This window comes from Klebsiella sp. X1-16S-Nf21, assembly GCF_002837615.1.
Taxonomy (GTDB): domain Bacteria; phylum Pseudomonadota; class Gammaproteobacteria; order Enterobacterales; family Enterobacteriaceae; genus Klebsiella; species Klebsiella variicola.
On sequence record NZ_PJDK01000075.1, the window covers coordinates 1 to 26,317 of the forward strand.

The following is a 26,317-nucleotide window of genomic DNA, read 5'->3' on the forward strand; positions in this document are numbered from 1 at the left end:
GAGTATCGCTCCAGCGCAGGGAGTCCTCATCCGCCCGGGTCGGCCAGTCGGCGAAGGGGGGCGTCAGCAGCACCAGCCAGCTTCCCGCCCGCAGCGTACCGCTCAGGGCCGCCAGGGCCGCCACGTCACACCCGCGCCGGGCATCGAAAAAGGCGTGCATCACTTCCCGCCCCAGCAGCGTCTTCAGGGCGCCAGGCGCCACGCAGGGCGCAGAAACCGGATCGGAGCCTACCCACAGACCATCGCCGCCGAGCCGCTCCCGTAGCGCCTGCGCCTGCTGCAGCATCCAGGCCTCATCGCCGCTGAGCACCAGCAGGCGACGGATCCCCTCCCGCGCCATCTGCGCGGTGAGGTCAAGCAGCGCGTCCATCATCGGTGGCGATTACAGCGCGCTGCCGAAGGTATTGCACTGCGCCGGATCGCCGCTGTCGAAACCGCGTTTGAACCAGGTGTAGCGCTGTTTTGAGGTGCCGTGGGTAAAGCTGTCCGGTACCACGCGCCCCTGGCTCTGCTGCTGCAGACGGTCGTCGCCGATGGCTTCGGCAGCGTTCAGCGCCTCCTGCAGATCGCCGGTTTCCAGAATATCCTGCTGCTGCATATTATGGCCCCAGACGCCGGCGAAGCAGTCCGCCTGCAGCTCCATCTTCACCGACAGACGGTTGGCTTCGGCCTCGGTGGCATGCTGCTGTTGCTGGCGAACTTTCGGCTCAATGCCCAGCAGTTTTTGCACGTGGTGGCCCACCTCATGAGCAATGACGTACCCCTGAGCAAAGTCGCCGTCGGCGCCCAGTTTATTTTTCATCTCATCGTAGAAGGACAGATCGATATAGACCGTGCTGTCGGCAGGACAGTAGAACGGCCCCATCACCGACTGACCGGTGCCGCAGCCGGTACGTGTCGCGCCGCGGTAGAGCACCAGTTTTGGCTGGGGGTACTGGCGGCCCATCTTTTCAAAGATCGGTCCCCAGGTATCTTCGGTAGTGGCCAGAATGACGGAAGTAAACTTCGCCGCTTCATCGTCTTTCGGACTGATGGAGCGCTGCGTGGAGGTCTGCTGCTGCGGCATCGGCTCCCCGGTCAGCATGCCGGTCAAATCCACGCCGTAGTAGCCCGCCACCAGCACAATAATCAGCAGTACAATGCCGCCCTTCCCGCTCGGCAGACGGAAGCCCCCGCCGCCGCCAAACGGCGAGCCTGATTGACCACGTCGATCTTCAACATTGTCGCTTTCGCGACGCCCTTGCCAGCGCATAAGCACCTCATTCCCTGTTATGTATCAATAGCAGAGATCGTAGGCGGTTCAGCGCAGGATTACCACAGGAAACAGCAAGAGACGCCAGAAGATGAGGCCATCTTCTGGCGGCGAGCGGGTTAGTCGAGCTTAACGCCCAGGCGGTGAGCCACTTCTTCGTAGGCTTCGATCAGGCCGCCCAGGCTCTGGCGGAAGCGGTCTTTGTCCATTTTATCGAGGGTATTTTTATCCCACAGGCGGCTGCCGTCCGGCGAAAACTCGTCGCCCAGCACCACTTCGCCTTTGAACAGACCAAACTCCAGCTTAAAGTCCACCAGAATCAGACCGGCGTCATCGAACAGCTTTTTCAGCACGTCGTTGGCTTTGTAGGTCAGCTCGCGCATCCGCGCCAGATTCTCTTTGCTCACCCAGCCGAAGGTTTCGCAGTAGGAGTCGTTGACCATCGGATCGTGCATAGCATCGTTTTTCAGGAACAGGTCGAACAGCGGCGGGTTCAGCTCGATACCTTCTTCAATGCCTAAACGTTTTACCAGCGAGCCTGCCGCACGGTTACGCACCACGCACTCTACCGGCACCATATCCAGTTTTTTCACCAGACATTCGGTATCGGAAAGCAGCGCTTCCATCTGGGTAGGGATGCCCGCTTCTGCCAGTTTGCTCATAATGAAATGGTTGAACTTGTTATTCACCATGCCTTTACGATCGAACTGCTCGATGCGCGCGCCATCACCTGCTGACGTATCGTTACGGAATTCCAGTACCAGCAGGTCCGGATTATCGGTGCTGTATACTGTCTTCGCCTTACCACGATACAACTCAGCTTGCTTTTTCATCTTTCACTACTCCAGTGATATTGAGCCTAAAAATACGTTTCCACCTATACACAAAATCATTCAAAGTGCATCGAGGCGGCAACTGAGCGAATCCCCAGGAGCTTACAAAAGTAAGTGACTGGGGTGAACGAAGGCGGCCAACAAAGAGGCAATTTGAAGGATGATGTGTATACGCACACGTTTGCGTCACTATATATTAAAAGGGCCGGATTGCTCCAGCCCTTTTGATTACTTGTTAAATGCGGCCTGGAATACGGCTACCAGGGCGTCATTTTGCGACTGCGTCAGAGTGTGACCTTTCGGGTCGATGAACTGCAGGCTACTGCGGTTATCGAGGTCACCGACCTGCAGTTTGTAGTCACCGGAGGCCAGCTGCGGGTCACGTGCGCCCAGCTCCTGCCAGCTGCTGTCAGACAGCGGCTTGTAGGTCAGCGCCATGCTGCCCTGAGAGCGCGTGCTGTCGGTCACTTTCATTCCCACTTTTTCGAGGGCGCCCGGCAGACGTTGCCACACCATGTTAAACGGCGCGCGAACGACAAGCATCGGCAGGCCGGTGTCATCGGCAGCGCTCTGCACGTCGAAGGTGGCGCCAGCACTGCGCTGGGCCGCGTTCTGGGCGCTGGTGGCGCTCGCATCAAGGCCTTCAGAAATGACGTTCAGCATGGCGGTGCTGTAGCGCTGCAGTGACGCCGGATCGGCAACCGGTTTACCCGCCTGCTCCAGATTCACCAGCTTAACGACCACCGCTTGCTGATAGCCCTGCGGTTTGACGGAGATTTGATAACGACCGCGATACTGCTGATCTTCATCAAGGCGGTTCCACTCAACCCAGTCGGTGTTCAGCGTCTGGCTCGCATCATCGCGTTTCGCGATAACGTAGTTCTTCGACTGAAGGATACTGGTGACCTGCGCCCACAGCGAGCCGCTGCGGCCGTTCTCAACCATCAGCGTCGCGGTATCGCCATTAAACTGGGTCCGCGCACCGCTGACCAACGCCAGCGGCTGCGCTGGCGGGCGAATGTCCAGCGCTTTGCCCACCGCGCCGGTGCTGTTGGCCACCGGAATGTTGTAATCGCCCACCTGAATCGGCAGGATCATCCCCGCCGGCGCGTGAAGTTCGCTCAACGGTGACGCCTGTAAATAGGCCTCATCACCGCTCACCTGACGCTTATAGCGCGAGTCGGAACTACAGGCCGCGAGGAGTAGAACCAGCGAAACACCCGCAACCTTCGCCAGGCGCGACTTCTGTACTGAGTAAGCCATCAAATCTCCCTAAACTTTACAGCAAACCGGCATGCTTCAGCGCGGCGGTGACGGCTTCACGACCATGGTCGGTGATGGGCGTCATCGGCAAGCGCAGCGTATCGGTCGCCACAAGACCCAACGCCTTGCATCCCCATTTCACCGGGATAGGATTGGGTTCGACAAATAATTTTGTATGCAGTGGCATCAGACGCTGATTAATCGCACGCGCTTCGGCAAATTGACCCGCCAGCGCCAGACGGCACATGTCGGCCATTTCGCGCGCCGCCACGTTGGCGGTGACGGAAATCACGCCCACGCCGCCGAGCTGCATGAAGTCCATACCGGTCGCATCGTCACCGCTCAGCAGAATAAAGTCGTCTGAAACCAGCTCTTTGATCTGGTGAACGCGACTTAAGTTCCCTGTAGCTTCCTTAATACCGACAATATTTTTAATTTCCGCCAGACGGCCAACGGTTTCCGGCAGCATATCGCAACCGGTACGGGACGGCACATTATACAGAATTTGCGGCAGGTCAGTATGTTCAGCGATAGCTTTAAAGTGCTGGAACAGGCCTTCCTGGGTCGGACGGTTATAATAAGGAGTGACCGTCAGGCAGCCGACAACACCGCTATCGTTAAAACGTTTGGTCAGGCTAATCGCCTCTGCGGTTGCATTGGCTCCCGTGCCAGCGATAACTGGAATACGCCCGTCGGCCAGTTCCAGCGTCATCATCACTACGTCGCCATGCTCTTCATGGCTCAGCGTTGCGGATTCACCGGTAGTCCCTACCGAAACGATCGCCGAGGTTCCGTTGGCGACATGGTAATCAATCAGTTTTTTCAGGCTTGTCCGGCAGACATTACCGTTTTCATCCATCGGCGTGACAAGCGCTACAATACTTCCCGTGAACATGGGCCATCCTCAGAGCAGAAGTGCGACAAGATTCTCAATGTTACGTTTGGAGCTGCAATAAAAGCAAGAGACCCGACGCCATCAGGGATGTTGTATGGCGGTTTTTTTTATGCTTTCCTAATGTTACCTCACCTTTTTAAAGGAAGAACAGGTTTGACAGCCTCATTACAACACTATCTGGTTATTACCGCCCTGGGGGCTGACCGTCCCGGCATCGTGAATACGATCACTCGCCACGTCAGCAGCTGCGGTTGTAATATCGAAGACAGCCGGCTGGCCATGCTCGGTGATGAGTTTACGTTTATCATGCTGCTTTCCGGGTCGTGGAATGCGATTAACCTGATCGAATCAACCCTGCCGCTGAAAGGTGCGGAGCTGGAATTGTTGATCGTGATGAAACGCACCACTGCGCGCCCGCCGCAGGCCATGCCAAACACCGTTTGGGTCCAGGTTGAGGTGCCGGACTCACCGCATATCATCGAGCGCTTCACTGCCCTGTGCGATACCTGGAATATGAATATTGCGGAACTGGTGTCCCGCACTCAGCCGGGAGACGGCGATTCCGCGCAGCTTTTTATCCAGATAACTGCCCACAGTCCTGCGACGCAAAATGCAGCAAATATCGAACAAGCGTTCAAAGCCCTATGTACAGAACTGAACGCACAAGGCAGTATTAACATCGTTAATTATTCACAGCATGATGAACAGGATGGAGTTTAACCCATGACCCCACTGAAAGCCGGTGATATCGCACCGAAATTTAGCTTACCGGACCAGGACGGCGAGGAAGTAAATTTAACCGACTTCCAGGGACAACGTGTCCTGGTTTATTTTTACCCGAAAGCCATGACCCCGGGCTGCACCGTCCAGGCGTGCGGCTTGCGCGATAATATGGACGACCTGAAGAAAGCCGGTGTAGAAGTGCTGGGCATCAGCACCGATAAACCGGAAAAGCTCTCCCGTTTCGCCGAGAAAGAGCTGCTGAACTTCACGCTGCTGTCTGATGAAAACCATCAGGTTTGCGAGCAGTTTGGCGTCTGGGGCGAAAAATCCTTCATGGGGAAAACCTACGACGGTATTCACCGTATTAGTTTCCTCGTCGATGCCGATGGCAAAATCGAACACGTCTTTGATGACTTCAAGACCAGCAATCACCACGACGTGGTGCTGAACTGGCTGAAAGAAAACGCCTGATGCAGAGCAAGACGCCGGGGGAGGAGATCCTCACCCGGCGTCTTTTTTATCCCGAACACGTCAGTCGTCGTCAACCACCAGGCCATCCGGCCAGGCATGCACTACCGCTTTAATCAGCGTGGCCAGCGGAATGGCGAAGAAGACGCCCCAGAACCCCCACAGCCCGCCAAAGATCACCACCGACAGGATAATCACCAGCGGGTGTAAATTGACCGCTTCCGAGAACAGCACCGGGACCAGCAGGTTGCCGTCCAGCCCCTGAATAATCAGATAGACCGCGAACAGGCTCCAGAACTCGGTGCCAGCGCCAAACTGAAACAGCGCCACCCCCACCACCGGAATGGTCACCACAAACGCGCCGATATAGGGGATCAGCACCGAGAAGCCCACCAGCACCGCCAGCAGCAGCGAGTAGTTGAGGCCAAAGAGAATAAAGCCGATCCAGGTGGCGACGCTGACGACAATCATCTCCAGCACCTTGCCGCGAATGTAGTTGGTGATCTGCTGATTCATCTCCTTCCAGACCTGCCCGGCAAGGCCACGATTACGCGGCAGTACGCGGCGCACCGCGTTGAGCATCTGCTCTTTATCCTTCAACAGGAAGAAGACCATCAGCGGCACCAGCACCAAATAGACCGCCAGGGTAAGCAGCCCCACCAGCGAGGCCAGAGAGTACTTCACAACCGAGTCGCCCACCGTCAACATCCGATTGCGCATATTTTCCGCCATCGCATCGATAATGCCGGCATCCATTAACGCCGGATAGCGCCGCGGCAGCGTGGCGGCGAAATCAGAGAGCTTATTTAGCATGCCCGGCATATCGCGGATGAGGTAGATCCCCTGCTGCCAGGCCACCGGCAGCACCACAAAGGCCAGCAATAGCAGGATGCCCACAAAGAGGATCAGCACCAGCGAGGTCGCCCAGGTGCGCGACAGGCCAATCCGTTCCAGACGAACCGTCGGCCACTCCAGCAGATAGGCCAGTACGATAGCCACCAGTAACGGCGCTAACAGACCGCTGAAAAAGAACATGATGCCGAAACCGGCAAGCAAAATAACCAGCAGCGCTATCGCCTCAGGGTCGCTGAATCGACGGCGGTACCACTGCATTAACATCTCAAGCATAAAACCTTCCCTGAAGGGCCAAGCGGCGACAATCCGGGGAATTGTATCGAAATGTCACAAAAAAGACTTCGCTTTTTGATGCGCCGCAGACAAACCGTTCTCCGCCGTGAAGATCATATTTTCAAGGCGGCCAACGCCAGCTAAACTCGCTGGGATGCGGCCAGGGAACATTGCGTCGCACAATCGGTCAAACTGGCACACCCACATTACAGGACAGAGGTTATGTTCAGGCAGTTGAAGAAAACGCTGGTGGCGACCGTCATCGCCTCGCTGACGCTGGGTTCGATAGGCCCTGCTTTTGCTGACTCCGCAGATACGCTGCCGGACATGGGGACCTCTGCAGGAAGCACGCTGTCGATTGGTCAGGAAATGCAGATGGGGGATTACTATGTGCGCCAGCTGCGCGGCAGTGCGCCGCTGATTAACGATCCCCTGCTGGTGCAATATATCAACGGGCTGGGCATGCGTCTGGTGGCACACGCCAACTCAGTGCGCACCCCGTTCCATTTCTATTTGATTAATAACGACCAAATCAACGCCTTCGCCTTCTTTGGCGGCAACGTGGTCCTCCACTCCGCCCTGTTCCGCTACTCTGATAATGAGAGCGAACTGGCCTCTGTCATGGCGCACGAAATTTCCCACGTCACGCAGCGGCATCTCGCCCGCGCGATGGAAGATCAGAAGCGCAATGCGCCGCTGACCTGGGTCGGTGCCCTGGGTTCGATTCTGCTGGCGATGGCCAGCCCGCAGGCCGGGATGGCGGCGCTGACCGGGACGCTGGCCGGTACCCAACAGGGCATGATCAGCTTCACCCGCCAGAACGAAGAAGAGGCCGACCGGATTGGCATTCAGGTTCTGCAACGCTCGGGATTCGACCCACAGGCTATGCCGATGTTTATGGGTAAACTGCTTGACGAGTCGCGCTACTCGACGCGACCGCCGGAAATGCTGCTCACCCACCCCCTGCCGGAAAGCCGACTGGCCGATGCCCGTAACCGCGCCAACCAGATGCGCCCGGTGGTGGTACAGTCCTCAGCGGACTTCTATCTGGCGAAGGCGCGTACCCTCGGGATGTACACCAACGGCGACAACAAGCTGGGCACCGATCTGCTGAACGCCTGGGATAAGGGCAATATTCGCCAACAGCATGCCGCCCAGTATGGTCGCGCTCTGCTGGCGATGGAAAGCAACAACTTTGACCAGGCACGCAAAACGCTGCAGCCGCTGCTCAGCGCCGACCCGCAAAATGCCTGGTATCTCGACCTGGCCACGGATATCGACCTCGGGCAGAAGAAAACCAGCGACGCCATCAATCGCCTTAAAAACGCCCGCGAGCTGCGCACCAATCCGGTACTGCAGCTGAACCTGGCCAACGCCTTGCTGCAGGGCGGACAGCCCGGGGAAGCGGCGACCATTTTGAACCGGTATACCTTTACCAATAAAGAGGATGGCAACGGCTGGGATCTGCTGGCCCAGGCGGAAGGCGCGCTGGGCAATCGCGACCAGGAGCTGGCGGCGCGGGCAGAAAGCATGGCGCTGGTCGGTCAGCTGGAACAGGCGATTTCCCTGCTCAGCAGCGCCAGCTCGCAGGTGAAACTTGGTAGCCTGCAGCAGGCGCGTTACGATGCCCGTATCGACCAGCTACGCGATCTGCAGGCCCGCTTCCGCCCCTATCAAAAAATGTAAGGAGACCCCATGACCGACGCGGTAACAATTTACCATAACCCACGCTGCTCGAAGAGCCGCGAAACGCTGAACCTGCTGCAGAGCCGCGGCATCGATCCACAGGTGGTGCTTTATCTCGACACACCGCCGGATGCCGATACGCTGCGTGAGCTGCTGCAGCTGCTGGGTATGGAGAGCCCCCGCGAGCTCATGCGCCAGAAGGAGGATCTGTACAAATCGCTCAATCTTGCCGACCAGGCGCTTAGCGACGCGGCGCTGATTCAGGCGATGGTCGACAATCCTAAGCTCATTGAACGCCCTATCGTCGTCAGCCGCGGCCAGGCGCGTATTGGCCGCCCGCCGGAGCAGGTCCTTGAGATCGTAAGCTAACCCACCTGCGCCGCGCTTTCGCGGCGCTTTTTTTTACGTGGCCGATTCCAGATCTTCCAAGCCAATCCCTCCCGCCCGCCGGACGATGCTACTGTTCATCTATCGCTCAATCCACTGGACGGATGAACATGAAAAAACCGACCTCCACGCCCCATGACGCGGTGTTTAAAACCTACCTCTCCCATCCCGATACCGCCCGCGATTTCCTGCAACTGTATCTGCCCGAAACGCTGCTTAAAGTATGCGATCTGCGTACGCTGCACCTCGAGTCGGGGCATTTTGTCGAAGACGATCTGCGTCCCTTTTATGCCGACATTTTGTATTCCCTGAAAACCACGGCGGGAGACGGTTATATTTATGCGCTTATCGAACACCAGAGCACGCCCGACCGGCATATGGCCTTTCGTCTGATGCGCTATGCCATCGCCGCCATGCAGCGTCATCTCGATGCCGGTCACGATCAACTACCGCTGGTGATCCCTGTCCTCTTCTACCACGGTCTGGCCAGCCCCTACCCATACTCTCTACGCTGGCTCGATGAATTCGCCGCCCCGGAACTGGCCAACCGTCTTTATCACGAAGCGTTTCCGCTGGCGGACATTACCGTCATTCCGGATGACGACATTGCCACCCACCAGCGCATGGCAACGCTGGAGTTACTGCAAAAACATATTCGACAACGCGATCTGGCGCAGCTCCTCGACAAGCTGAGCGAATTATTATTGACTGGACTGGCGACACAATCGCAGGTACAAGCCCTGATGCACTATCTGGTGCAGGCAGGCAATACGCGCGAGCCGATCAAGTTCATACGCGAACTGGCGTTACGTACGCCGCAGCATAAGGAGACGTTGATGACGATTGCGGAATATCTCGAGCAACAGGGACTGGAGCGGGGACTGGCGCAGGGGCGACAGGAAGGCCGGAAAGAAGAGGCACAGCGTATCGCCGCCGCCATGCTACACAGTGGCCTGGCGCGCGATCTGGTCGCTCATCTGACCGGACTGACGGAGCAGGAGCTGGCCCCACTGGCGGACTAGAGCTTAAGGATCTCTTTCACGAAGGGGATCGTCAGCTTGCGCTGGGCGGTAATCGAGGCGTGATCCAGCTGATCGAGGGTCATAAACAGCGAGCGCATCTCGCGATCCAGCCGCTTCAGCAGGAAGCGGCACACGTCTTCCGGCATCTCGAAGCCGCGCAGTCTGGCGCGTAGCTGCAGCGCCTGCAGTTTGTCTTCATCCGACAGCGGCTGCAGCTTATAGATCTGCCCCCAGTCCAGCCGTGAGGCGAGGTCCGGCAGACCAAGATTCAGCTGCCGCGGCGGCCGATCGCCGGTGATCAGCAGTCGGGTTTTGCCTGATTCCAGGATCCGGTTGTAGAGATTAAAGATGGCCATTTCCCAGGGCTCATCCCCGGCGACGCATTCAATATTATCAATGCAGACCAGCGCCAACTGTTCCATCCCCTCCAGTACCTCGGGCACAAACCACGTCCGTTTATCCAGCGGCACGTAGCCCACCGCATCCCCGCGCTGGGAAAGCTCGGCGCAGGCGGCGTGTAACAGGTGGCTGCGACCTGCCCCTTCACGTGACCAGATATAAATGTACCCGCTGTGTTCCTGGCGCAGTACGTTCTGGAGGGCAGCAAGTAGGGAAGGATTATCACCCGGCCAGAAACTTGCGAAGGTTTCGTCGTCAGGAAGATACAGTGGCAAAGAGAGCTGTGCCGGTGCGTTCAGATGGACCTCAACATAGGCTTACAGAAAAACGCGGAGAGTTTACCACAGATTTAGGTCAGGAGAGAACCGGGCGGGATCGCCGCCCGGTCAGGAGATCGTTATTTAACCTCTTCGCTATCCGCCGCGTCGAGGACCACCTCTTCCGGACGCAGGACGCTGATAAGCTTGAAAATCAGGCTCAGCGCGATGCCCACGATGGTCGCCAGCGCCATCCCTTTCAGCTCGGCGGCGCCAATGTGTACTTTAGCGCCGCTGACGCCGATGATCAGGATCACGGAGGTGAGGATCAGATTCTGCGCTTTACTGTAATCCACCTTCGATTCAATCAGTACGCGGATCCCCGAGGCGCCGATCACCCCGTACAGCAGCAGCGAAACGCCCCCCATCACCGGTACCGGAATGATCTGGATAGCCGCCGCCAGTTTGCCGACGCAGGAGAGCAGAATCGCAATGATCGCCGCGCCGCCAATAACCCAGGTACTGTAAACCCGGGTAATCGCCATCACGCCGATATTTTCACCGTAGGTGGTGTTGGGCGTCGAACCAAAGAAGCCGGAGATGATCGTCGACAGGCCGTTGGCAAACATCGAACGATGCAGACCCGGGTCGCGGATCAGATCGCGCTTAACGATATTGGCGGTCACCACCAGGTGCCCGACGTGCTCAGCAATCACCACCAGCGCGGCGGGCAGAATGGTGAAGATAGCAAACCACTCAAAGCGCGGCGTGTAGAAGGTCGGCAGCGCGAACCAGTGCGCCTCGGCGATCGGGGTGGTATCGACCACCCCCATCACAAACGACAACGCATAGCCCACCAGCACGCCAATCAGGATTGGAATAATCGCCAGGAAGCCGCGGAACAGCACAGAACCAAATACCGTCACCGCCAGCGTTACCATCGAAATAATAATGGTTTTGCTGTCGGGGGCTTGACCGTCGGCTGGCAGCAGCCCGGCCATATTAGCCGCCACACCCGCCAGTTCGAGGCCGATAACCGCCACGATGGCGCCCATCGCCGCCGGCGGGAACATCACATCCAGCCAGCCGGTACCGGCTTTTTTGACAATAAAGGAGACGAGGCAGAACAGCACGCCGCACATAATAAAACCACCCAGCGCCACTTCGTAGCCCAGCGGCAACAGCAGCAGTACTGGAGAAATAAAGGCGAAACTCGATCCCAGATACGCCGGGATTTTGCCTTTACAGATAAAGAGGTACAACAGCGTACCAATACCGTTAAACAGCAGGACGGTGGCCGGGTTGATGTGGAACAGGATTGGCACCAGCACCGTTGCGCCAAACATAGCAAACAGGTGCTGCAAACTAAGCGGGATAGTCTGTAAAAGCGGCGGTCTTTCACTCACCCCGATAGCACGGCGCGTCATAGTGTTTTCCTCTGAGATGGTTAGTTATGTGTGTTTTATTCAAAAAAAAGCCGACTTTCAAAGTCGGCTTATTTATCGTTATTCGATTATTTCGTACCAAAGATCTTGTCGCCGGCATCGCCGAGACCGGGAATGATATACCCGTGTTCATTCAGTCCCTTATCGACAGAGGCGGTGTACAGCTCAACGTCCGGGTGCGCTTTCTCCAGCGCGGCAATCCCTTCCGGCGCTGCCACCAGTACCAGCACCTTGATGCTGGTGCAGCCAGCGTTTTTCAGCAGATCGATAGTGGCGATCATCGACCCACCGGTGGCCAGCATCGGGTCAACCACCAGCGCCATACGCTCATCAATGTTGGACACCAGCTTCTGGAAGTAAGGTACCGGCTCGAGAGTCTCTTCATTACGATAGATACCCACCACGCTGATACGCGCGCTGGGGACGTGCTCCAGCACCCCTTCCATCATGCCAAGGCCTGCGCGGAGGATAGGCACAACGGTAATTTTCTTGCCCTTGATCTGCTCAACTTCCACCGGGCCATTCCAGCCTTCGATGGTCACTTTCTCGGTCGCCAGATCGGCGGTGGCTTCATAAGTCAGTAAGCTGCCCACTTCTGAGGCGAGTTCACGGAAGCGTTTGGTGCTGATGTCGTGCTCGCGCATCAGGCCCAGCTTGTGTTTGACGAGTGGGTGTTTGACTTCCACAATCTTCATTCTCTTTCTCCTCTGAGGGGCGGCCACAAAAAAAATCGCGGGATTATACCGCTTTTTGCGGATTGTGCCATACCCATCTTGCTTGACGTATATCAAGCAAAGTGATTTAGAGACAAAAAAACCGGAGGCAAGGCTCCGGCTTGGGTGCGGGGTGCAGTCCATACGCTTACGCGGGCCTACGTGTATTGTAGGTCGGTTAAGCGTTAGCGTCACCCGACTACGACAGGTTCTCCCCGTTGCTGGCAATCACCTGTTGATACCAGGCAAAGGACTTTTTCCGGCTGCGAGCCAGCGAGCCATTGCCTTCATTATCTTTATCGACATAAATGAAGCCGTAGCGTTTTTTCATTTCCCCTGTGCCGGCGGAAACCAGATCGATACAGCCCCACGGGGTGTAGCCCATCAGATCAACGCCATCCTCGACCACCGCCTTTTTCATCTCCGCGATATGGGCGGAGAGATAATCGATACGATACTGGTCATTGACGCTGCCGTCCGCTTCACGGACATCGATCGCGCCAAAACCGTTTTCGACAATAAACAGCGGCAACTGGTAGTGATCCCAGAACCAGTTCAGCGAATAGCGCAGGCCAACCGGGTCAATCTGCCATCCCCAGTCCGACTTTTTCACATACGGGTTGGAGACCAGGCTGGTGGTTTCATCATAGTCGAGCAAGGGGTTATCTTCGGTGGCTTTGGTGGCGAACGACATATAGTAGCTAAAGCCAATGTAGTCGACACAGCCCTCAGTTAACGCCTGACGATCGGCTTCGGTGATATCCAGGGTAAAGCCGCGGCGGGCAAAATAGTTGAGCAGATGCTGCGGATAGCGGCCGCGCACATGAACGTCGGTAAACCAGTAACGGCGGTGCATGGCGTTCATCGCCATCATCATATCGTCTGGCGCGCAGGTCAGCGGATAGATCGGACACATAGCGATCATGCAGCCAATCTGCAGTGCAGGGTTGATCGCGCGCGCCGCTTTCACCGCCAGGGCGCTGGCCACCAGCTCATAGTGCGCGGCCTGGTACATCACCGGTTCCCGGTCTTCATCCGGCAAATATTTCAAACCGGAGTTGGTGAAGGGGGCAAAGTCCTCATGGAAGTTGGCCTGGTTGTTGATCTCGTTAAAGGTCATCCAGTACTTCACTTTATGTTGATAGCGGGTGAAGACGACCCTGGCAAAGCGCACGAAAAAGTCGATCAGCTTCCGGTTGCGCCAGCCGCCATACTCGGTGACCAGGTGATAAGGCATTTCAAAATGCGACAGCGTAATCACGGGCTCAATGCCGTGCTTCAGGCATTCGTCGAACAGATCATCGTAAAACTGCAGGCCAGCCTCGTTGGGCTCCAGCTCATCGCCCTGCGGGAAAATACGCGTCCAGGCAATCGAGGTGCGAAAACATTTGAAGCCCATCTCGGCAAACAGCGCCAGGTCCTCCGGATAACGATGATAAAAATCGATCGCCTCATGGTTCGGGTAGTTTTTCCCCGCCACCACGCCGTCGGTAATTTCACGCGGCACGCCGTGGGCGCCGGCGGTCATCACATCCGCCACGCTGATCCCCTTGCCGCCCTCCTGCCAGCCGCCCTCTAACTGATGCGCGGCGACCGCGCCGCCCCACAGAAAACCTGCTTTAAATCCGGACATAGTCTCTCCCTAATGTCGATCGTCGCCAGGCGAACGATAGTGCTGATTGAAATGGTAAACCGCGCCAATCAGGCCGGCATCGTTGCCGTGACTGACGGTATCGAGATAGTCGGCAATGCCAAACCAGGCCAGATGCTGGCGCAGCAGCGCCAGAAATCCGCGACGTTCCACAATGCCGCCGCCGATAAAAATGGTCTGCGGATCGAAGATATTAACGAGGTTATAAAGGCCATGGCCCAGGCCATTGAAGAACTCGGCGACCAGACGCTGGCAAACCGGGTCGCCGGCGTCATAGCGGTCAAAAATCATTTCGCCTGTCACGCTCTCCAGCGGCGCAGCGATATGTTCCGCATAGCGATGGCGCAGCACTCTGAGGGTGCAGTTCTCATTCATCGAATAGCGACGAGGATCGCGTCCGCCGGGACGATCGGTGAGCATGTAGCCGAATTCACCGGCACGAAAACGCGCCCCGTGAACCAGCTGGTGGTGGCAATAAATCGCGCCACCAATGCCGGTGCCAATGGTGAGTACCAGAAAATTGGCCATTTCCGCCGCTTTGCCCTGCCAGCGCTCGGCCAGCAGCACACAGTTGGCATCATTTTCAACTGAGACCGGCAGTCCGGTCCGGGCTTCAAGCCATGCTTTCATGGCGAAGTTATCAAATCGACGAATAGCGCCGCCCATGGTGATAAAGCCGCTGTGCGGATCAACATAGCCTGGCGCGCTGATGGCTACCCCTTCACACGACGGGTGGGCCGCCAGCCATGACAGCATTGCCTGTAAGATATGATCGCCATCGCTGTCATTGATCGACTGCTTCGCGCTTTCCTGTAGCCTACCATCGCGGGTCATCACGCCCATCTTTAATGCGGTGCCACCGATATCAAATGCCGCAATTTTCATTCATCCCTCTCCTGACCAGCGTCAATCACTGGCAAAATGCGTGGCAAACCAACACAGAAACCGGTTTCAGTATTATGATGAGGATTCCTTAAGGCTGAGGCAAGCACAAGACTGTACCCGGTTTCATTTTCGTGAGCAGTATCAAATTTGACCATCTATCCGCTGTTTCACGCCGACTGTAAAGCAGGCTCGCAAACGTTTGCTTTCCCTGTTAGAATTGCGCCGATTTTTCTTGCTTACCGCAAACGCGTGGAGACTTCGCAGTGACCGACAAAACCTCTCTCAGCTATAAAGATGCCGGCGTGGATATTGATGCAGGCAACGCTCTCGTCGACCGTATTAAGGGCGTGGTGAAGAAAACCCGTCGCCCGGAAGTGATGGGGGGACTGGGCGGATTCGGCGCGCTGTGCGCACTGCCGCAGAAATACCGCGAGCCGGTACTGGTCTCCGGCACCGACGGCGTCGGTACCAAGCTGCGTCTGGCAATGGATCTGAAGCGTCACGACACCATCGGCATCGACCTGGTCGCCATGTGCGTGAACGACCTGGTGGTTCAGGGTGCTGAGCCGCTGTTTTTCCTGGATTATTACGCGACCGGTAAACTGGACGTCGATACCGCGGCCAGCGTCATTAACGGCATCGCCGAAGGCTGCCTGCAGTCCGGTTGCGCGCTGGTGGGCGGTGAAACCGCAGAAATGCCGGGGATGTATCACGGTGAAGATTACGACGTAGCGGGTTTCTGCGTCGGGGTGGTGGAAAAATCAGAAATCATCGACGGCAGCAAAGTGGCCGACGGCGACGTGCTGGTGGCGCTGGCGTCCAGCGGCCCGCACTCTAACGGCTATTCACTGGTGCGTAAGATCATTGAGGTTAGCGGCGTTGACCCGCAGACCACCGACCTTGACGGCAAACCGCTGGCCGACCATCTGCTGGCGCCAACCCGCATCTATGTGAAATCGGTGCTCGATCTGATCGCCAGCGTTGACGTCCACGCTATCGCCCACCTGACCGGCGGCGGTTTCTGGGAAAATATTCCGCGCGTGCTGCCGGATAACACCCAGGCGATCATTGATGAGTCCTCCTGGCAGTGGCCGTCCGTCTTCAACTGGCTGCAAACCGCCGGTAACGTCAGCCAGCATGAAATGTACCGTACCTTTAACTGCGGCGTGGGGATGGTTATCGCCCTACCGGCTGCAGAAGCAGACAAGGCCGTTGCCCTGCTGAACGAGAAAGGTGAAAACGCGTGGAAAATCGGGTATATCAAAGCTTCCGATTCCGAACAGCGTGTGGTCATTGCATGAAAAACATCGTGGTGCTGATTTCCGGTAGCGGCAGCAATTTGCAGGCGATCATCGACGCCTGCGACCGGAAACAGATAAACGGCACCCTGCGGGCGGTATTCAGTAACAAGGCTGATGCGTTTGGCCTTGAACGCGCGCGCGCGGCCGGCATCCCGGCCCACGCGCTGGCGCAAAGTCAGTTTGCCGACCGGGAAGCATTCGATCGTCAGCTGATGCATGAAATCGACGCCTACGCCCCGGATTTGGTAGTGCTGGCGGGCTATATGCGTATCCTGAGCCCGGCGTTCGTCAGCCATTATCAGGGACGTCTGCTGAACATCCATCCTTCGTTACTGCCGAAGTATCCTGGCCTGCATACTCATCGTCAGGTGCTGGAAAACGGTGATGAGGAACATGGGACCTCGGTGCACTTCGTCACTGATGAGCTGGACGGCGGTCCGGTTATCCTGCAGGCCAAGGTGCCGGTCTTCGCTGGCGACAGCGAAGATGAGGTGACGGCGCGGGTTCAGGCCCAGGAACATGCCATTTATCCGCTGGTCATCAGCTGGTTCGTCGATGGGCGTCTGCGCATGGCAGGCAACCACGCCTGGCTGGATGAACGACAACTTCCGCCCCAGGGCTATGCCGCTGAAGAATGAACAACAGCCCCGCCTTTTCCTGTCGCGGGGCTTTTTTTTAATTAAAATTGTTTATTAATCAATCATCTCACAGAAATATTTCTTCTTACTGTCATATTGTTGTGACACAGTAAATCGCTATGCAGAAAAATTCGTCATAATAGTCTACGTCCTGTGAGTAAAACGGAGTGTGAGCGGTAATGGGCCAGGAAAAGCTATACATCGAAAAAGAACTCAGCTGGTTGTCTTTTAACGAACGCGTGCTGCAGGAAGCGGCGGACAAAAGTAACCCGCTGATTGAGCGCATGCGCTTCTTAGGGATCTACTCCAACAACCTTGATGAGTTTTACAAAGTGCGCTTCGCTGAGCTTAAGCGCCGGATTATTATCAGTGAAGAACAAGGCAGTACCGCCCATTCTCGCCACCTGTTAGGCAAAATCCAGGCCCGCGTTCTGAAGGCCGATCAGGAATTCGATAGTCTGTATAACGAACTGCTGCTGGAGATGGCGCGCAACCAGATCTTCCTCATCAACGAGCGTCAGCTATCCGTTAATCAGCAGGCCTGGCTGCGCAACTACTTCAAACAGTATTTGCGTCAGCATATCTCGCCGATCCTGATTAACCGCGAAACGGACCTCGTGCAGTTCCTGAAAGATGATTACACCTATCTGGCTGTAGAGATTATCCGCGGGGAAAACATCAACTATGCCCTGCTGGAAATTCCGTCAGACAAAGTGCCGCGCTTCGTAAACCTGCCGCCGGAAGCGCCTCGCCGCCGTAAACCAATGATCCTCTTGGATAACATCCTACGCTACTGCCTGGATGATATATTTAAAGGCTTCTTTGATTACGATGCGCTGAACGCCTACTCGATGAAAATGACCCGTGACGCCGAGTACGATCTGGTGCATGAGATGGAGTCGAGCCTGATGGAGCTGATGTCTTCCAGCCTCAAGCAGCGCTTAACCGCCGAGCCGGTTCGCTTCGTCTACCAGCGCGATATGCCGGACGCGATGGTCGAAATGCTGCGCGATAAGCTCTCCATCTCCAATTACGACTCGATGCTGCCGGGCGGCCGCTACCACAACTTTAAAGACTTTATCGGCTTCCCGAATGTGGGTAAGGCTAATCTGGTCAATAAGCCTATGCCGCGCCTGCGTCATCTGTGGTTTGATAAATTCCGCAACGGCTTCGACGCCATCCGCGAACGCGACGTCCTGCTCTACTATCCCTATCACACTTTTGAGCATGTGCTGGAGCTGCTGCGTCAGGCCTCGTTCGACCCCAGCGTACTGGCGATCAAAATCAACATCTACCGTGTAGCCAAAGATTCGCGCATCATTGACGCGATGATCCACGCCGCCCATAACGGTAAAAAAGTCACCGTGGTGGTGGAGCTGCAGGCACGCTTCGATGAAGAGGCTAACATTCACTGGGCGAAACGCCTGACGGAAGCGGGGGTCCACGTGATCTTCTCCGCGCCGGGTCTGAAGATCCACGCCAAGCTGTTCCTTATCTCGCGTAAAGAAGGCGATGAGGTGGTGCGCTACGCCCATATCGGTACCGGTAACTTTAACGAGAAGACAGCGCGGATCTACACCGACTATTCGCTGTTAACCGCCGATGCGCGCATTACCAATGAAGTCCGCCGCGTGTTTAACTTTATTGAAAACCCCTACCGCCCGGTCAGCTTCGATTACCTGCTGGTGTCGCCGCAGAACTCGCGCCGTCTGCTGTATGAGATGATCGATCGCGAGATCGCCAATGCGCAGAACGGGCAACCCTCCGGGATTACGCTGAAGCTGAACAACCTGGTGGATAAAGGGCTGGTGGACAGACTGTACGCCGCCTCCAGCTCCGGCGTGCCGGTCAATCTGTTGATCCGCGGCATGTGCTCGCTGATCCCTGGACTGGAAGGCATCAGCGATAATATCCGCGTCATTAGCATCGTTGACCGTTTCCTCGAGCACGACCGGGTCTACTGTTTTGAAAACGGTGGCGATAAACAGGTCTGGCTCTCCTCTGCCGACTGGATGACGCGTAACATCGATTACCGTATTGAAGTTGCCGCCCCGCTGCTCGACCCGCGTCTGAAACAGCGAGTGCTGGATATTTTTGATATCTTGTTCAACGATACGGTAAAAGCGCGCTATCTTGATAAAGAACTGAGTAATCGCTATGTGCCGCGCGGCAATCGCCGTAAAGTGCGTGCACAGATGGCGATTTACGATTATCTCAAATCACTCGAACAACCCGACTAACCTATGCCAATAAACGAAATAACCCCTCGGCCGCAGGAATTCGCTGCGGTCGACCTTGGTTCGAACAGTTTTCATATGGTGATCGCCCGTGTCGTCGATGGCGCCATGCAGATCATTGGACGCCTGAAACAGCGCGTGCATCTGGCCGATGGCCTTGATGAAAACTCGGTGTTGAGCGAAGAAGCGATGACCCGCGGGCTGAACTGCCTGTCGTTGTTTGCTGAACGTCTGCAAGGGTTCTCCCCTTCCAGCGTCTGCATCGTCGGGACGCATACGCTGCGTCAGGCGACCAACGCGGCGGAGTTTCTGAAACGCGCGGAAAAAGTGATCCCCTACCCGATCGAGATCATCTCCGGCAATGAAGAAGCGCGCCTGATTTTTATGGGCGTTGAGCATACGCAACCGGAGCGCGGTCGTAAGCTGGTGATTGATATCGGCGGCGGTTCGACCGAGCTGGTCATCGGTGAAGATTTTGAGCCCCGCCTGGTGGAAAGCCGTCGCATGGGCTGCGTGAGCTTCTCGCAAGCCTACTTCCCTGGCGGGACAATCAATAAAGAAAATTTCCAGCGTGCTCGCCTGGCGGCGGTACAAAAACTGGAAACCCTGGCCTGGCAGTTCCGTATTCAGGGCTGGACCGTGGCGCTGGGCGCCTCCGGCACCATTAAAGCTGCGCAGGAAGTGCTGGTGGCCATGGGTGAGAAGGACGGATTTATTACGCCGGAACGCCTCGAAATGCTGGTCAGTGAGCTGCTGAAGCATAAAAACTTCGACGCGCTCAGTCTGCCAGGCCTCTCTGAAGATCGTAAAGCGGTCTTTGCGCCGGGGCTGGCGATTCTGTGCGGCGTGTTTGACGCGCTAGCCATTAAAGAACTTCGTCTGTCCGATGGCGCCCTGCGTGAAGGCGTGCTGTACGAAATGGAAGGCCGCTTCCGCCACCAGGATATTCGTAGCCGCACAGCGCAGAGTCTGGCGAATCAGTACAATATCGATCGCGAACAGGCACGCCGGGTGCTGGAAACCACCACCCATATGCTGGAACAGTGGCAGGAACAGAACCCCAAGCTGGCCAATCCGCACCTTGCGGCGCTGTTGAAGTGGGCGGTGATGCTCCATGAGGTAGGGCTGAATATCAACCATAGCGGTATGCATCGCCACTCGGCCTACATTCTGCAGAACAGCGACCTGCCGGGCTTCAACCAGGAGCAGCAGATGCTGATGGCCACCCTGGTGCGCTATCATCGCAAAGCGATAAAACTCGACGACCTGCCGCGCTTTACGCTGTTCAGGAAAAAGCAGTTTCTGCCGCTGATCCAGCTGCTGCGCCTGGGCGTGCTGCTGAATAACCAGCGTCAGGCCACCACCACGCCGCCGACCCTGCGGCTGCAGACGGAAGCTCACCACTGGACGCTGACCTTCCCGCACAACTGGTTTAGCCAGAATGCGCTGGTGCTGTTGGATCTGGAAAAAGAGCAGCAGTACTGGGAAGGTGTGCCGGAATGGCTGCTGAAGATTGCAGAAGAAGAGCCAGACGCCTGAGCCGCGCTCCTGAATATTCCCCAGGCCGGGCCATCGCGCCCGGCTTTTTTCTGCTTCAGGCAGTCATCCCTTCCGCCAGCTGCGCCAGTGGTACCGGTACGCCGATATCGTAGCCCTGCAAATAATCGATCCCCAGCGCGATGACCGCCTGGCGTATCTCCGGCGACTCGACATATTCAGCCACCACCTGCATGTTCTTCATACGCGCCAGACGACAAATAGAATCCACCACCTGGTAATCGAGACTGCTGGCAAGCAGATTGCGAATAAAGCTGCCGTCGATTTTAAGAATGTCGACGTTCATCGTTTTTAACCGGGCGTAGCTGGCGTAGCCGGTACCAAAATCATCGATCGCCACCCGGCAGCCCAGCGCCCGCAGATGCTCTAAAGTCTGACAGACCAGCTCAGGGTTACTGAGCGCATAGTTCTCGGTCAATTCGAAAATAATCTGCCATGGCTCAATGTTGTACGTCTGCAGCAGCGCTTCGACTTCCTGAGGAAACTGGCTGCGGCTCAACGTGACCGGAGAGAGATTGATCGCCAGCCGCAGACCGGGCAGTGCCCGCCGGTGGGTATCCATAAAGGCTAGCGTGTGCTCAATGACCCACTGATCCACACGAGAGGAGAGGCCAAACTCATGCGCCACCGGCAGGAACGCGTTTGGCCCCGTCAGTTCGCCCGACTCCCCTTCCATCCTCAGCAACACTTCATGGTAGTTATCGCCGCGGATGCCCTGGATAGGCTGCGCCATCAGGACGAAGTGGTCTTGCTCCAGCGCCTTGAGGATGCGATTCATCATCACCACTTTATCTTTCAGATCCTGTTGAACATGGCCGGCGCCGCGGCGCTGCATATTCTCCGGATGGCCGCTGGCCAGCGACATGTCGGCAATCGTGTTTAGTTCGCCAAGCAGCAAATACAGATGTTTGACCGGTGAGCGCACGTTGCAATAGCTCATGCCGATCCGCGGCTGGAGGGGAACCCCGTCCCAGTAGAAACGGAACTGCCGCAGGGAGCGGTCGATCAAATGAATACGCGCCTGATGCCCTTCACTGTTGAGGCGAAAAACCAAGTCATGGCCGGCAAGGTGATACACCGCTTCGTTAGGCTGCAGTAACGCGCTCAGGTGGTTCGCCAGCATTTGCTTATACTGAATGCGTAACAATACGCCGTAGTGGCGGCCCAGCAGTTCCAGCTCAGGAATGCGCAAAAAACAGAGCGTCGACCAGCTCGTGCCATTGAGCGCCCGACTCAGCGCCCGCAGATTAGGCATATGTACGACCGGGTCGAGGAAAGCCATCTGCCGGACGCGAGCGTAGATCAGCCGCTGCTGTGTCGCCAGCATCGCCGTGTAGGCGACAATAAACGAGAAGACCAGATAGCTTGACGAGGTGATCGCCAGTTGGGTGTTATAGCTTGGATAAACCGGTAAGTAACGGTAATGAAAATGGATCACGGCAATCAGTACCGGCGTCCAGATCAGCGAGATAAAACGATAACCAAAACGCATGGCTCCCCAGAGCATGACCGGCATAAGTAATGATAACGTATAATTCGTACTAAATATGGTGCTGGTATCATTAAGCGGCATCAATAATAGCCCCAGCAGCAGGATTAATATCGCCGCCCAGCAAATGATTTCAATTGTTTTTATTTTTGGATCAATTTGTAAGCGAACCTGAGAAATAAATCCGCGAACATGAAAAGGGTTCCGAATTATCCGCAGCAGAAAATAACACAGCGGCACGCCCGTCAGACACCCCACCATCAACGCCTGAAAGGTGATTAATGACCGTAAACTAAACGGCGTAATCCCCGTCATCTCCGTCGTACGTGGATGCAGTCCCAGATACTCAGCGATCTGTGACAGAATAAGAAAAATGACCGAGGGAAGCAGCATCTGCCAGAACAGACGGTGCGGCATCAGTTTGACGTTACCGTGCGAGACCTGCTGGCGCCGGGGTACAAAGATGCGATATCCGCCCCAGCACAGCACGCAGGGGATGAGAAAATGAAACAACACGCCGATAGCCTGCTCGGGCGTCATTCCTCGGGCCAGCGTGAGCAGCAGGCCAATAATAATACCCGGGATCGCCGCCCAACCGAAAAACATCATCAGGCTGAGTACTAATGCCAGAGGAAGATAATAAAGGAATACCATGTGGCCATTGAGCATGGTGTAGGTATTCGCCCATCTGGCGAAGGGTAATAACAGCGAGGGCAGAACAAGCGGTAAAGCCCACCACTTGTCGCGATATTGTTGATAATATTTTAATAAATTCATAGGTGCTCTACAGAGAGCCTCTGCTCCTGCGAGGCATATTCAGGCAGGCATCCAACCACCCCATGCTGACCGCATAAGTAATAACGATACGGTAATGTTCGCTGATTTTAGTGGTCAAGAGAATGGGACTGTTGATATAAATCAACAAATACTGACGCTAACATTAATAAAACTTATTTTTTTACCTTTTTATTGCTAATAAAGTGAGCATGTAAATACGATGATTATCTTATATAACATTAATTAATGTTTTCACTGCGGCACTTTTACATCTGCATCAATTGACCCCACCTCGTTCCTGTGCCTTAATACCCCCATCGCCCATCTTCGGGTATACTTCAAGGAACCTTTTGTGAGTCAGGCACCCAGTATGCGTAAACGACATCGATTTAACCGTCGCATGACCCGTATCGTACTGCTTATCAGCTTTCTCTTCTTCTTTGGACGCTTTGTCTACTCCTCCATCGGCGCCTGGTACCATCACCAGGATAAAAAAGCGTCGCAGGAGTCTTCACTCACCGTCGAGCCCTCCGCTCGCGAGTAATCCTTTGATTATAATACTGGAAGCGCCACACTCCGCAGACAGAGTCGCTCGCTGCTGATGTATTGTCTTTGATGCGGTAATTTTGCCGTCGGCGATTTATCAGCGCACGGCATGCAGCAGGCGCAGCATTTCTGCGATACCTTTTGTCACAATTTTGTCCTGACGCATGACTACCGCCAGCTGTCGATATAGCCGCGGCGCCAGCGAGTGCACGCTTAATCCGTCGCGATCCTTCTCCTGCTCCACCGCCATGCGGGGCACGATGCTGTAGCCCAGCCCTGCCCGCACCATCCGTTTAATCGCCTCGATGCTGCCCAACTGCATCACCGGCGTGACCGCCACTCCCGCCGAGCGGAACCAGCGGTCAATCAGATCCCGGGTGCCGCTGCCGGCTTCGAAGGCAATGAGCGGCAGCGCCAGCAGTTCAGCAGGAGTATAATCCGCCAGCGTCCCCGTCTCGTGACTGGCATGGATAACCACGAACTCCTCGTCAACCACTGAGGTCACCGCCAGACTGCGTCCCTGTACGGGCAAGGTAACCAGCCCGAGATCGAGGCGATTTTCCTCCACCGCCCGGACGATATCCAGCGTGTTGCCGGTGGTCACCCCCACCGTCAACAGCGGATGCTGCTGACGAAGATGCTGCAGCAGCGGCGGGAGAAGATGAATGCAGGCCGTCGCGCCGGTCCCCAGCGTTACCGCCCCATTAACTTCCTGACTGAATGCGCTGACCGACTGCATTGCGCTATTCACCGCCCGATCGATCTGCTCGCTGTGGGCCAGCAGTGCCATTCCCGCCGCCGTCGCCTTGATCCCGCGGCCGGTACGCTCCAGCAAACGGGTCTGTAAAAACTGCTCCAGCTGACGCACCTGCAGGCTAACGGCAGGTTGGGAGATCCCCAGCGCGTCGGCGGCGGCAGAAAAGCTGCCGCGCTGTACGACCAGCCGGAAGGTCGCCAGGTTTCCCAGGTTCAGTGTTGTCATACAAAGTTTCTCTTATACCGCGCATAAGGTGGCCGCTCTGCCAGAACAATAGCCTGCCGGGTATGCTCAGGACAACTGCCTTAACGGAATGAAAACCATGGAAACACGCGCTATTCCCCGACGGCTCGCCTTCACCGCGGGCGGTCAGCAACTGATCAACTGGGGGATCTCTTTTTATATGCCCGGCACCTTTGCCGGGGCTATCGCCGCCGACAAAGGATGGTCCTTGCCGCAGATCTATCTCGGCCTGACGCTCGCCATGCTGATGATGGCCGCTGTTTCTCCGTTCGTTGCCAGGCTGCTGGCTCGCTTTGGCGGAAGGCTGGTGGTCACCAGCGGAACCTTACTGATAGCCGCCAGCTGCGCCATGATGGCCTGGCGCCCTTCGCTGGCCGGCTGGTACGGCGCCTGGCTGCTGACCGGCATCGGCATGCGGCTTTCGCTGTATGATGCGCTGTTCGCCACAGTGGTGAATCTGTACGGTCAGCAGGCGCGGAAAACTATCTCTCATATCACTCTCGCTGGCGGTCTGGCCTCTGCCCTCTTCTGGCCGCTGGGCGAGGCGTTATTAACCATCATGCCCTGGCAGAATGCCTTGCGGATCTATGCGCTGTTTGGCCTGCTGAGCGCATGGCTGAGTTATCAACTGCCTCGCCAGCGGCTCAGTTCACCGGCGAAATCACCAGCCTCGCAAGCGACAGCAGAGGGCGACCGGCGTAACGGAGTGCGTTACGCGATCTTCATTGCGCTGATCACCTTCATCTCTAACGGCACCTCCACCCATCTGCCGGAGTTTATCAGCCACTTTGGTCTGCCGGTTGCCGTCGGTATGCTGTGGGGATTCGGCCAGACCGGCGCCCGGCTGGGGGAAGTGCTGGCCGGTCCCCGGGTCACCCCACTCACGCTGACGCGTTTTACTGCGCTCGCCATGCCACTCTGTTTTCTCCTTGGATTGAGCAGCACGGCTTATGCCGGGTTCGCAGCCGGGTTTGTGCTGGGGTATGGCGCGATTAACGGGCTGGTGACGATTGTCAAAGCGACGCTACCGCTGGCGCTGTTTAGCGCAGAAAGCTATGCCTGCCGCACCGGTATCCTGCTAATCCCCGGGCAACTGATGGCGGCTGCCTCACCCTTTGCCTACGCATGGCTGAACCACCGGCTGGGCATTATCGGCGGAATGTGGGTGTCCACCGGGTTAACGCTGATCGTTGCCGGACTGGCGCTGGCGATGGTGCGCGGGGCGGGCAAGGCACAGCCGGGCAAATTTCCCGCCCTTCATCCGACGGCGGCAAAAAATGGGCCAGCTGAACATCTGCCGGAACCGCAAACGGGGAATTCACAGGGAAACCTCACCCTGCCAGATAATCTTCTGGGACGACGGGATTGAAGGGATGTCTAAAATAAAAAACCCTCTGTAAATACAGAGGGTTTTGTTTTATTCAGCTAACGCCGAGGATCATTCCCACTCAATCGTTGCTGGCGGCTTACCGCTGATGTCATACACCACGCGGGAGATACCGTTCACTTCATTGATAATGCGGTTAGAGACGCGGCCGAGGAAATCATACGGCAGGTGCGCCCAGTGCGCGGTCATAAAGTCGATGGTTTCCACCGCACGCAGGGAAACGACCCAGTCGTATTTACGGCCATCGCCCATTACGCCGACGGAGCGCACCGGCAGGAACACGGTAAACGCCTGGCTCACTTTGTTGTACAGGTCAGCTTTGTGTAGCTCTTCGATGAAGATAGCGTCCGCACGACGCAGCAGGTCGCAGTACTCTTT

23 protein-coding genes and 3 pseudogenes are annotated in these 26,317 nt (G+C 56.5%); 11 read left to right on the forward strand and 15 right to left on the reverse strand.

Features of this window, described 5'->3' with window-relative positions:
* From CW267_RS24570 to dapA, 5 genes and pseudogenes are all read right to left on the reverse strand, one after another.
* A pseudogene (locus tag CW267_RS24570) lies at nucleotides 1-373 on the reverse strand (tRNA cytosine(34) acetyltransferase TmcA); the annotation flags it as partial.
* Nucleotides 374-382: 9 nt separating this feature from the next.
* Nucleotides 383-1,252: a neutral zinc metallopeptidase gene (locus tag CW267_RS24575; RefSeq protein ID WP_023298061.1), complete on the reverse strand. Its 870-nt coding sequence runs from the start codon at nucleotides 1,250-1,252 to the stop codon at nucleotides 383-385.
* 119 nt (nucleotides 1,253-1,371) lie between these two features.
* Nucleotides 1,372-2,085, reverse strand: a complete 714-nt coding sequence (gene purC / locus CW267_RS24580) for a phosphoribosylaminoimidazolesuccinocarboxamide synthase (protein WP_002913801.1) — start codon at nucleotides 2,083-2,085, stop codon at nucleotides 1,372-1,374.
* Between the two features lie 228 nt (nucleotides 2,086-2,313).
* A complete protein-coding gene (bamC, locus tag CW267_RS24590; RefSeq protein WP_008803834.1) occupies nucleotides 2,314-3,348 on the reverse strand; it encodes an outer membrane protein assembly factor BamC in 1,035 nt (344 codons plus the stop codon).
* A 16-nt stretch (nucleotides 3,349-3,364) separates the two neighbouring features.
* Nucleotides 3,365-4,243, reverse strand: coding sequence for a 4-hydroxy-tetrahydrodipicolinate synthase (dapA, locus tag CW267_RS24595; protein ID WP_002913803.1), 879 nt, complete (start codon nucleotides 4,241-4,243; stop codon nucleotides 3,365-3,367).
* 153 nt (nucleotides 4,244-4,396) lie between these two features.
* Here dapA and CW267_RS24600 point away from each other — a divergent pair, with 153 nt between their 5' ends.
* Complete coding sequence (locus CW267_RS24600) at nucleotides 4,397-4,963, forward strand: glycine cleavage system transcriptional repressor (protein ID WP_002913804.1); 567 nt, start codon at nucleotides 4,397-4,399, stop codon at nucleotides 4,961-4,963.
* 3 nt (nucleotides 4,964-4,966) lie between these two features.
* Complete coding sequence (gene bcp / locus CW267_RS24605; protein ID WP_008803833.1) at nucleotides 4,967-5,437, forward strand: thioredoxin-dependent thiol peroxidase; 471 nt, start codon at nucleotides 4,967-4,969, stop codon at nucleotides 5,435-5,437.
* 60 nt (nucleotides 5,438-5,497) lie between these two features.
* Here the strand turns inward: bcp and CW267_RS24610 are convergent, their stop codons facing one another.
* Together CW267_RS24610 and CW267_RS30905 are read right to left on the reverse strand one after the other, a co-directional pair.
* The gene (locus CW267_RS24610; protein ID WP_008803832.1) at nucleotides 5,498-6,562 is read right to left on the reverse strand and encodes an AI-2E family transporter; all 1,065 of its coding nucleotides are present in this window, start codon (nucleotides 6,560-6,562) and stop codon (nucleotides 5,498-5,500) included.
* A gap of 54 nt (nucleotides 6,563-6,616) precedes the next feature.
* The gene (locus tag CW267_RS30905; protein WP_012540910.1) at nucleotides 6,617-6,733 is read right to left on the reverse strand and encodes a hypothetical protein; all 117 of its coding nucleotides are present in this window, start codon (nucleotides 6,731-6,733) and stop codon (nucleotides 6,617-6,619) included.
* Between the two features lie 51 nt (nucleotides 6,734-6,784).
* On the opposite strand from CW267_RS30905, the gene bepA reads away from it, so the two are divergent.
* The 3 genes from bepA to CW267_RS24625 all read left to right on the forward strand — a co-directional run bounded on the left by bepA (nucleotide 6,785) and on the right by CW267_RS24625 (nucleotide 9,657).
* Entirely contained in the window at nucleotides 6,785-8,248 is a 1,464-nt protein-coding gene (gene bepA / locus CW267_RS24615; protein ID WP_008803831.1) for a beta-barrel assembly-enhancing protease, read from the forward strand.
* A 9-nt stretch (nucleotides 8,249-8,257) separates the two neighbouring features.
* A complete protein-coding gene (gene arsC / locus CW267_RS24620; RefSeq protein ID WP_086631348.1) occupies nucleotides 8,258-8,617 on the forward strand; it encodes an arsenate reductase (glutaredoxin) in 360 nt (119 codons plus the stop codon).
* Between the two features lie 128 nt (nucleotides 8,618-8,745).
* Nucleotides 8,746-9,657, forward strand: a complete 912-nt coding sequence (locus CW267_RS24625) for an Rpn family recombination-promoting nuclease/putative transposase (RefSeq protein ID WP_012540909.1) — start codon at nucleotides 8,746-8,748, stop codon at nucleotides 9,655-9,657.
* Here the strand turns inward: CW267_RS24625 and CW267_RS24630 are convergent.
* From CW267_RS24630 to bglK, 5 genes are all read right to left on the reverse strand, one after another.
* Nucleotides 9,654-10,355 carry a DnaA inactivator Hda gene (locus tag CW267_RS24630; protein ID WP_020947395.1) on the reverse strand — a complete coding sequence of 234 codons (702 nt, stop codon included), beginning with the start codon at nucleotides 10,353-10,355 and terminating at the stop codon, nucleotides 9,654-9,656. The genes CW267_RS24625 and CW267_RS24630 overlap by 4 nt on opposite strands.
* A gap of 98 nt (nucleotides 10,356-10,453) precedes the next feature.
* Nucleotides 10,454-11,740 carry a uracil permease gene (gene uraA, locus CW267_RS24635; protein ID WP_012540908.1) on the reverse strand — a complete coding sequence of 429 codons (1,287 nt, stop codon included), beginning with the start codon at nucleotides 11,738-11,740 and terminating at the stop codon, nucleotides 10,454-10,456.
* Nucleotides 11,741-11,826: 86 nt separating this feature from the next.
* Nucleotides 11,827-12,453, reverse strand: coding sequence for a uracil phosphoribosyltransferase (gene upp / locus CW267_RS24640; protein ID WP_004201927.1), 627 nt, complete (start codon nucleotides 12,451-12,453; stop codon nucleotides 11,827-11,829).
* Between the two features lie 217 nt (nucleotides 12,454-12,670).
* A complete protein-coding gene (locus CW267_RS24645; protein WP_046621635.1) occupies nucleotides 12,671-14,104 on the reverse strand; it encodes a 6-phospho-beta-glucosidase in 1,434 nt (477 codons plus the stop codon).
* A 9-nt stretch (nucleotides 14,105-14,113) separates the two neighbouring features.
* Nucleotides 14,114-15,007, reverse strand: a complete 894-nt coding sequence (bglK, locus tag CW267_RS24650; RefSeq protein ID WP_046621632.1) for a beta-glucoside kinase BglK — start codon at nucleotides 15,005-15,007, stop codon at nucleotides 14,114-14,116.
* Between the two features lie 263 nt (nucleotides 15,008-15,270).
* Here bglK and purM point away from each other — a divergent pair, with 263 nt between their 5' ends.
* The 4 genes from purM (at nucleotide 15,271) to ppx (ending at nucleotide 20,722) form a co-directional block, all read left to right on the forward strand.
* Nucleotides 15,271-16,308: a phosphoribosylformylglycinamidine cyclo-ligase gene (purM, locus tag CW267_RS24655; protein ID WP_046621630.1), complete on the forward strand. Its 1,038-nt coding sequence runs from the start codon at nucleotides 15,271-15,273 to the stop codon at nucleotides 16,306-16,308.
* A complete protein-coding gene (gene purN, locus CW267_RS24660; RefSeq protein ID WP_046621627.1) occupies nucleotides 16,305-16,946 on the forward strand; it encodes a phosphoribosylglycinamide formyltransferase in 642 nt (213 codons plus the stop codon). Before purM ends, purN begins: the two co-directional genes overlap by 4 nt.
* 179 nt (nucleotides 16,947-17,125) lie before the next feature.
* Nucleotides 17,126-19,186, forward strand: coding sequence for a polyphosphate kinase 1 (gene ppk1 / locus CW267_RS24665; protein WP_004890441.1), 2,061 nt, complete (start codon nucleotides 17,126-17,128; stop codon nucleotides 19,184-19,186).
* 3 nt (nucleotides 19,187-19,189) lie between these two features.
* Complete coding sequence (ppx, locus tag CW267_RS24670; RefSeq protein ID WP_008803823.1) at nucleotides 19,190-20,722, forward strand: exopolyphosphatase; 1,533 nt, start codon at nucleotides 19,190-19,192, stop codon at nucleotides 20,720-20,722.
* 55 nt (nucleotides 20,723-20,777) lie between these two features.
* Here ppx and CW267_RS24675 read toward each other — a convergent pair whose 3' ends face one another.
* A complete protein-coding gene (locus tag CW267_RS24675) occupies nucleotides 20,778-23,006 on the reverse strand; it encodes an EAL domain-containing protein (RefSeq protein WP_008803822.1) in 2,229 nt (742 codons plus the stop codon).
* Between the two features lie 370 nt (nucleotides 23,007-23,376).
* Here CW267_RS24675 and CW267_RS24680 point away from each other — a divergent pair, with 370 nt between their 5' ends.
* Nucleotides 23,377-23,550 carry a YfgG family protein gene (locus CW267_RS24680; protein WP_012967451.1) on the forward strand — a complete coding sequence of 58 codons (174 nt, stop codon included), beginning with the start codon at nucleotides 23,377-23,379 and terminating at the stop codon, nucleotides 23,548-23,550.
* Nucleotides 23,551-23,649: 99 nt separating this feature from the next.
* Here the strand turns inward: CW267_RS24680 and CW267_RS24685 are convergent.
* A pseudogene (locus tag CW267_RS24685) lies at nucleotides 23,650-24,559 on the reverse strand (LysR family transcriptional regulator).
* Between the two features lie 72 nt (nucleotides 24,560-24,631).
* On the opposite strand from CW267_RS24685, the gene CW267_RS24690 reads away from it, so the two are divergent.
* On the forward strand, nucleotides 24,632-25,921 hold the full coding sequence (locus CW267_RS24690) for an MFS transporter (RefSeq protein WP_023340610.1): 1,290 nt from the start codon (nucleotides 24,632-24,634) through the stop codon (nucleotides 25,919-25,921).
* A gap of 69 nt (nucleotides 25,922-25,990) precedes the next feature.
* Here CW267_RS24690 and CW267_RS24695 read toward each other — a convergent pair.
* Nucleotides 25,991-26,317, reverse strand: a pseudogene (locus tag CW267_RS24695) (GMP synthase (glutamine-hydrolyzing)); the annotation flags it as partial.

Coding starts and splice junctions, on each gene's coding strand:
- CW267_RS24575 (WP_023298061.1), bottom strand. CDS start 1,252: ATGCGCTGGCAAGGGCGTCGCGAAAGCGACAATGTTGAAGATCGACGT.
- purC (WP_002913801.1), bottom strand. CDS start 2,085: ATGAAAAAGCAAGCTGAGTTGTATCGTGGTAAGGCGAAGACAGTATAC.
- bamC (WP_008803834.1), bottom strand. CDS start 3,348: ATGGCTTACTCAGTACAGAAGTCGCGCCTGGCGAAGGTTGCGGGTGTT.
- dapA (WP_002913803.1), bottom strand. CDS start 4,243: ATGTTCACGGGAAGTATTGTAGCGCTTGTCACGCCGATGGATGAAAAC.
- bcp (WP_008803833.1), top strand. CDS start 4,967: ATGACCCCACTGAAAGCCGGTGATATCGCACCGAAATTTAGCTTACCG.
- CW267_RS24610 (WP_008803832.1), bottom strand. CDS start 6,562: ATGCTTGAGATGTTAATGCAGTGGTACCGCCGTCGATTCAGCGACCCT.
- CW267_RS30905 (WP_012540910.1), bottom strand. CDS start 6,733: ATGTTCCCTGGCCGCATCCCAGCGAGTTTAGCTGGCGTTGGCCGCCTT.
- bepA (WP_008803831.1), top strand. CDS start 6,785: ATGTTCAGGCAGTTGAAGAAAACGCTGGTGGCGACCGTCATCGCCTCG.
- arsC (WP_086631348.1), top strand. CDS start 8,258: ATGACCGACGCGGTAACAATTTACCATAACCCACGCTGCTCGAAGAGC.
- CW267_RS24625 (WP_012540909.1), top strand. CDS start 8,746: ATGAAAAAACCGACCTCCACGCCCCATGACGCGGTGTTTAAAACCTAC.
- uraA (WP_012540908.1), bottom strand. CDS start 11,740: ATGACGCGCCGTGCTATCGGGGTGAGTGAAAGACCGCCGCTTTTACAG.
- upp (WP_004201927.1), bottom strand. CDS start 12,453: ATGAAGATTGTGGAAGTCAAACACCCACTCGTCAAACACAAGCTGGGC.
- CW267_RS24645 (WP_046621635.1), bottom strand. CDS start 14,104: ATGTCCGGATTTAAAGCAGGTTTTCTGTGGGGCGGCGCGGTCGCCGCG.
- bglK (WP_046621632.1), bottom strand. CDS start 15,007: ATGAAAATTGCGGCATTTGATATCGGTGGCACCGCATTAAAGATGGGC.
- purN (WP_046621627.1), top strand. CDS start 16,305: ATGAAAAACATCGTGGTGCTGATTTCCGGTAGCGGCAGCAATTTGCAG.
- ppk1 (WP_004890441.1), top strand. CDS start 17,126: ATGGGCCAGGAAAAGCTATACATCGAAAAAGAACTCAGCTGGTTGTCT.
- ppx (WP_008803823.1), top strand. CDS start 19,190: ATGCCAATAAACGAAATAACCCCTCGGCCGCAGGAATTCGCTGCGGTC.
- CW267_RS24675 (WP_008803822.1), bottom strand. CDS start 23,006: ATGAATTTATTAAAATATTATCAACAATATCGCGACAAGTGGTGGGCT.
- CW267_RS24680 (WP_012967451.1), top strand. CDS start 23,377: ATGCGTAAACGACATCGATTTAACCGTCGCATGACCCGTATCGTACTG.
- CW267_RS24690 (WP_023340610.1), top strand. CDS start 24,632: ATGGAAACACGCGCTATTCCCCGACGGCTCGCCTTCACCGCGGGCGGT.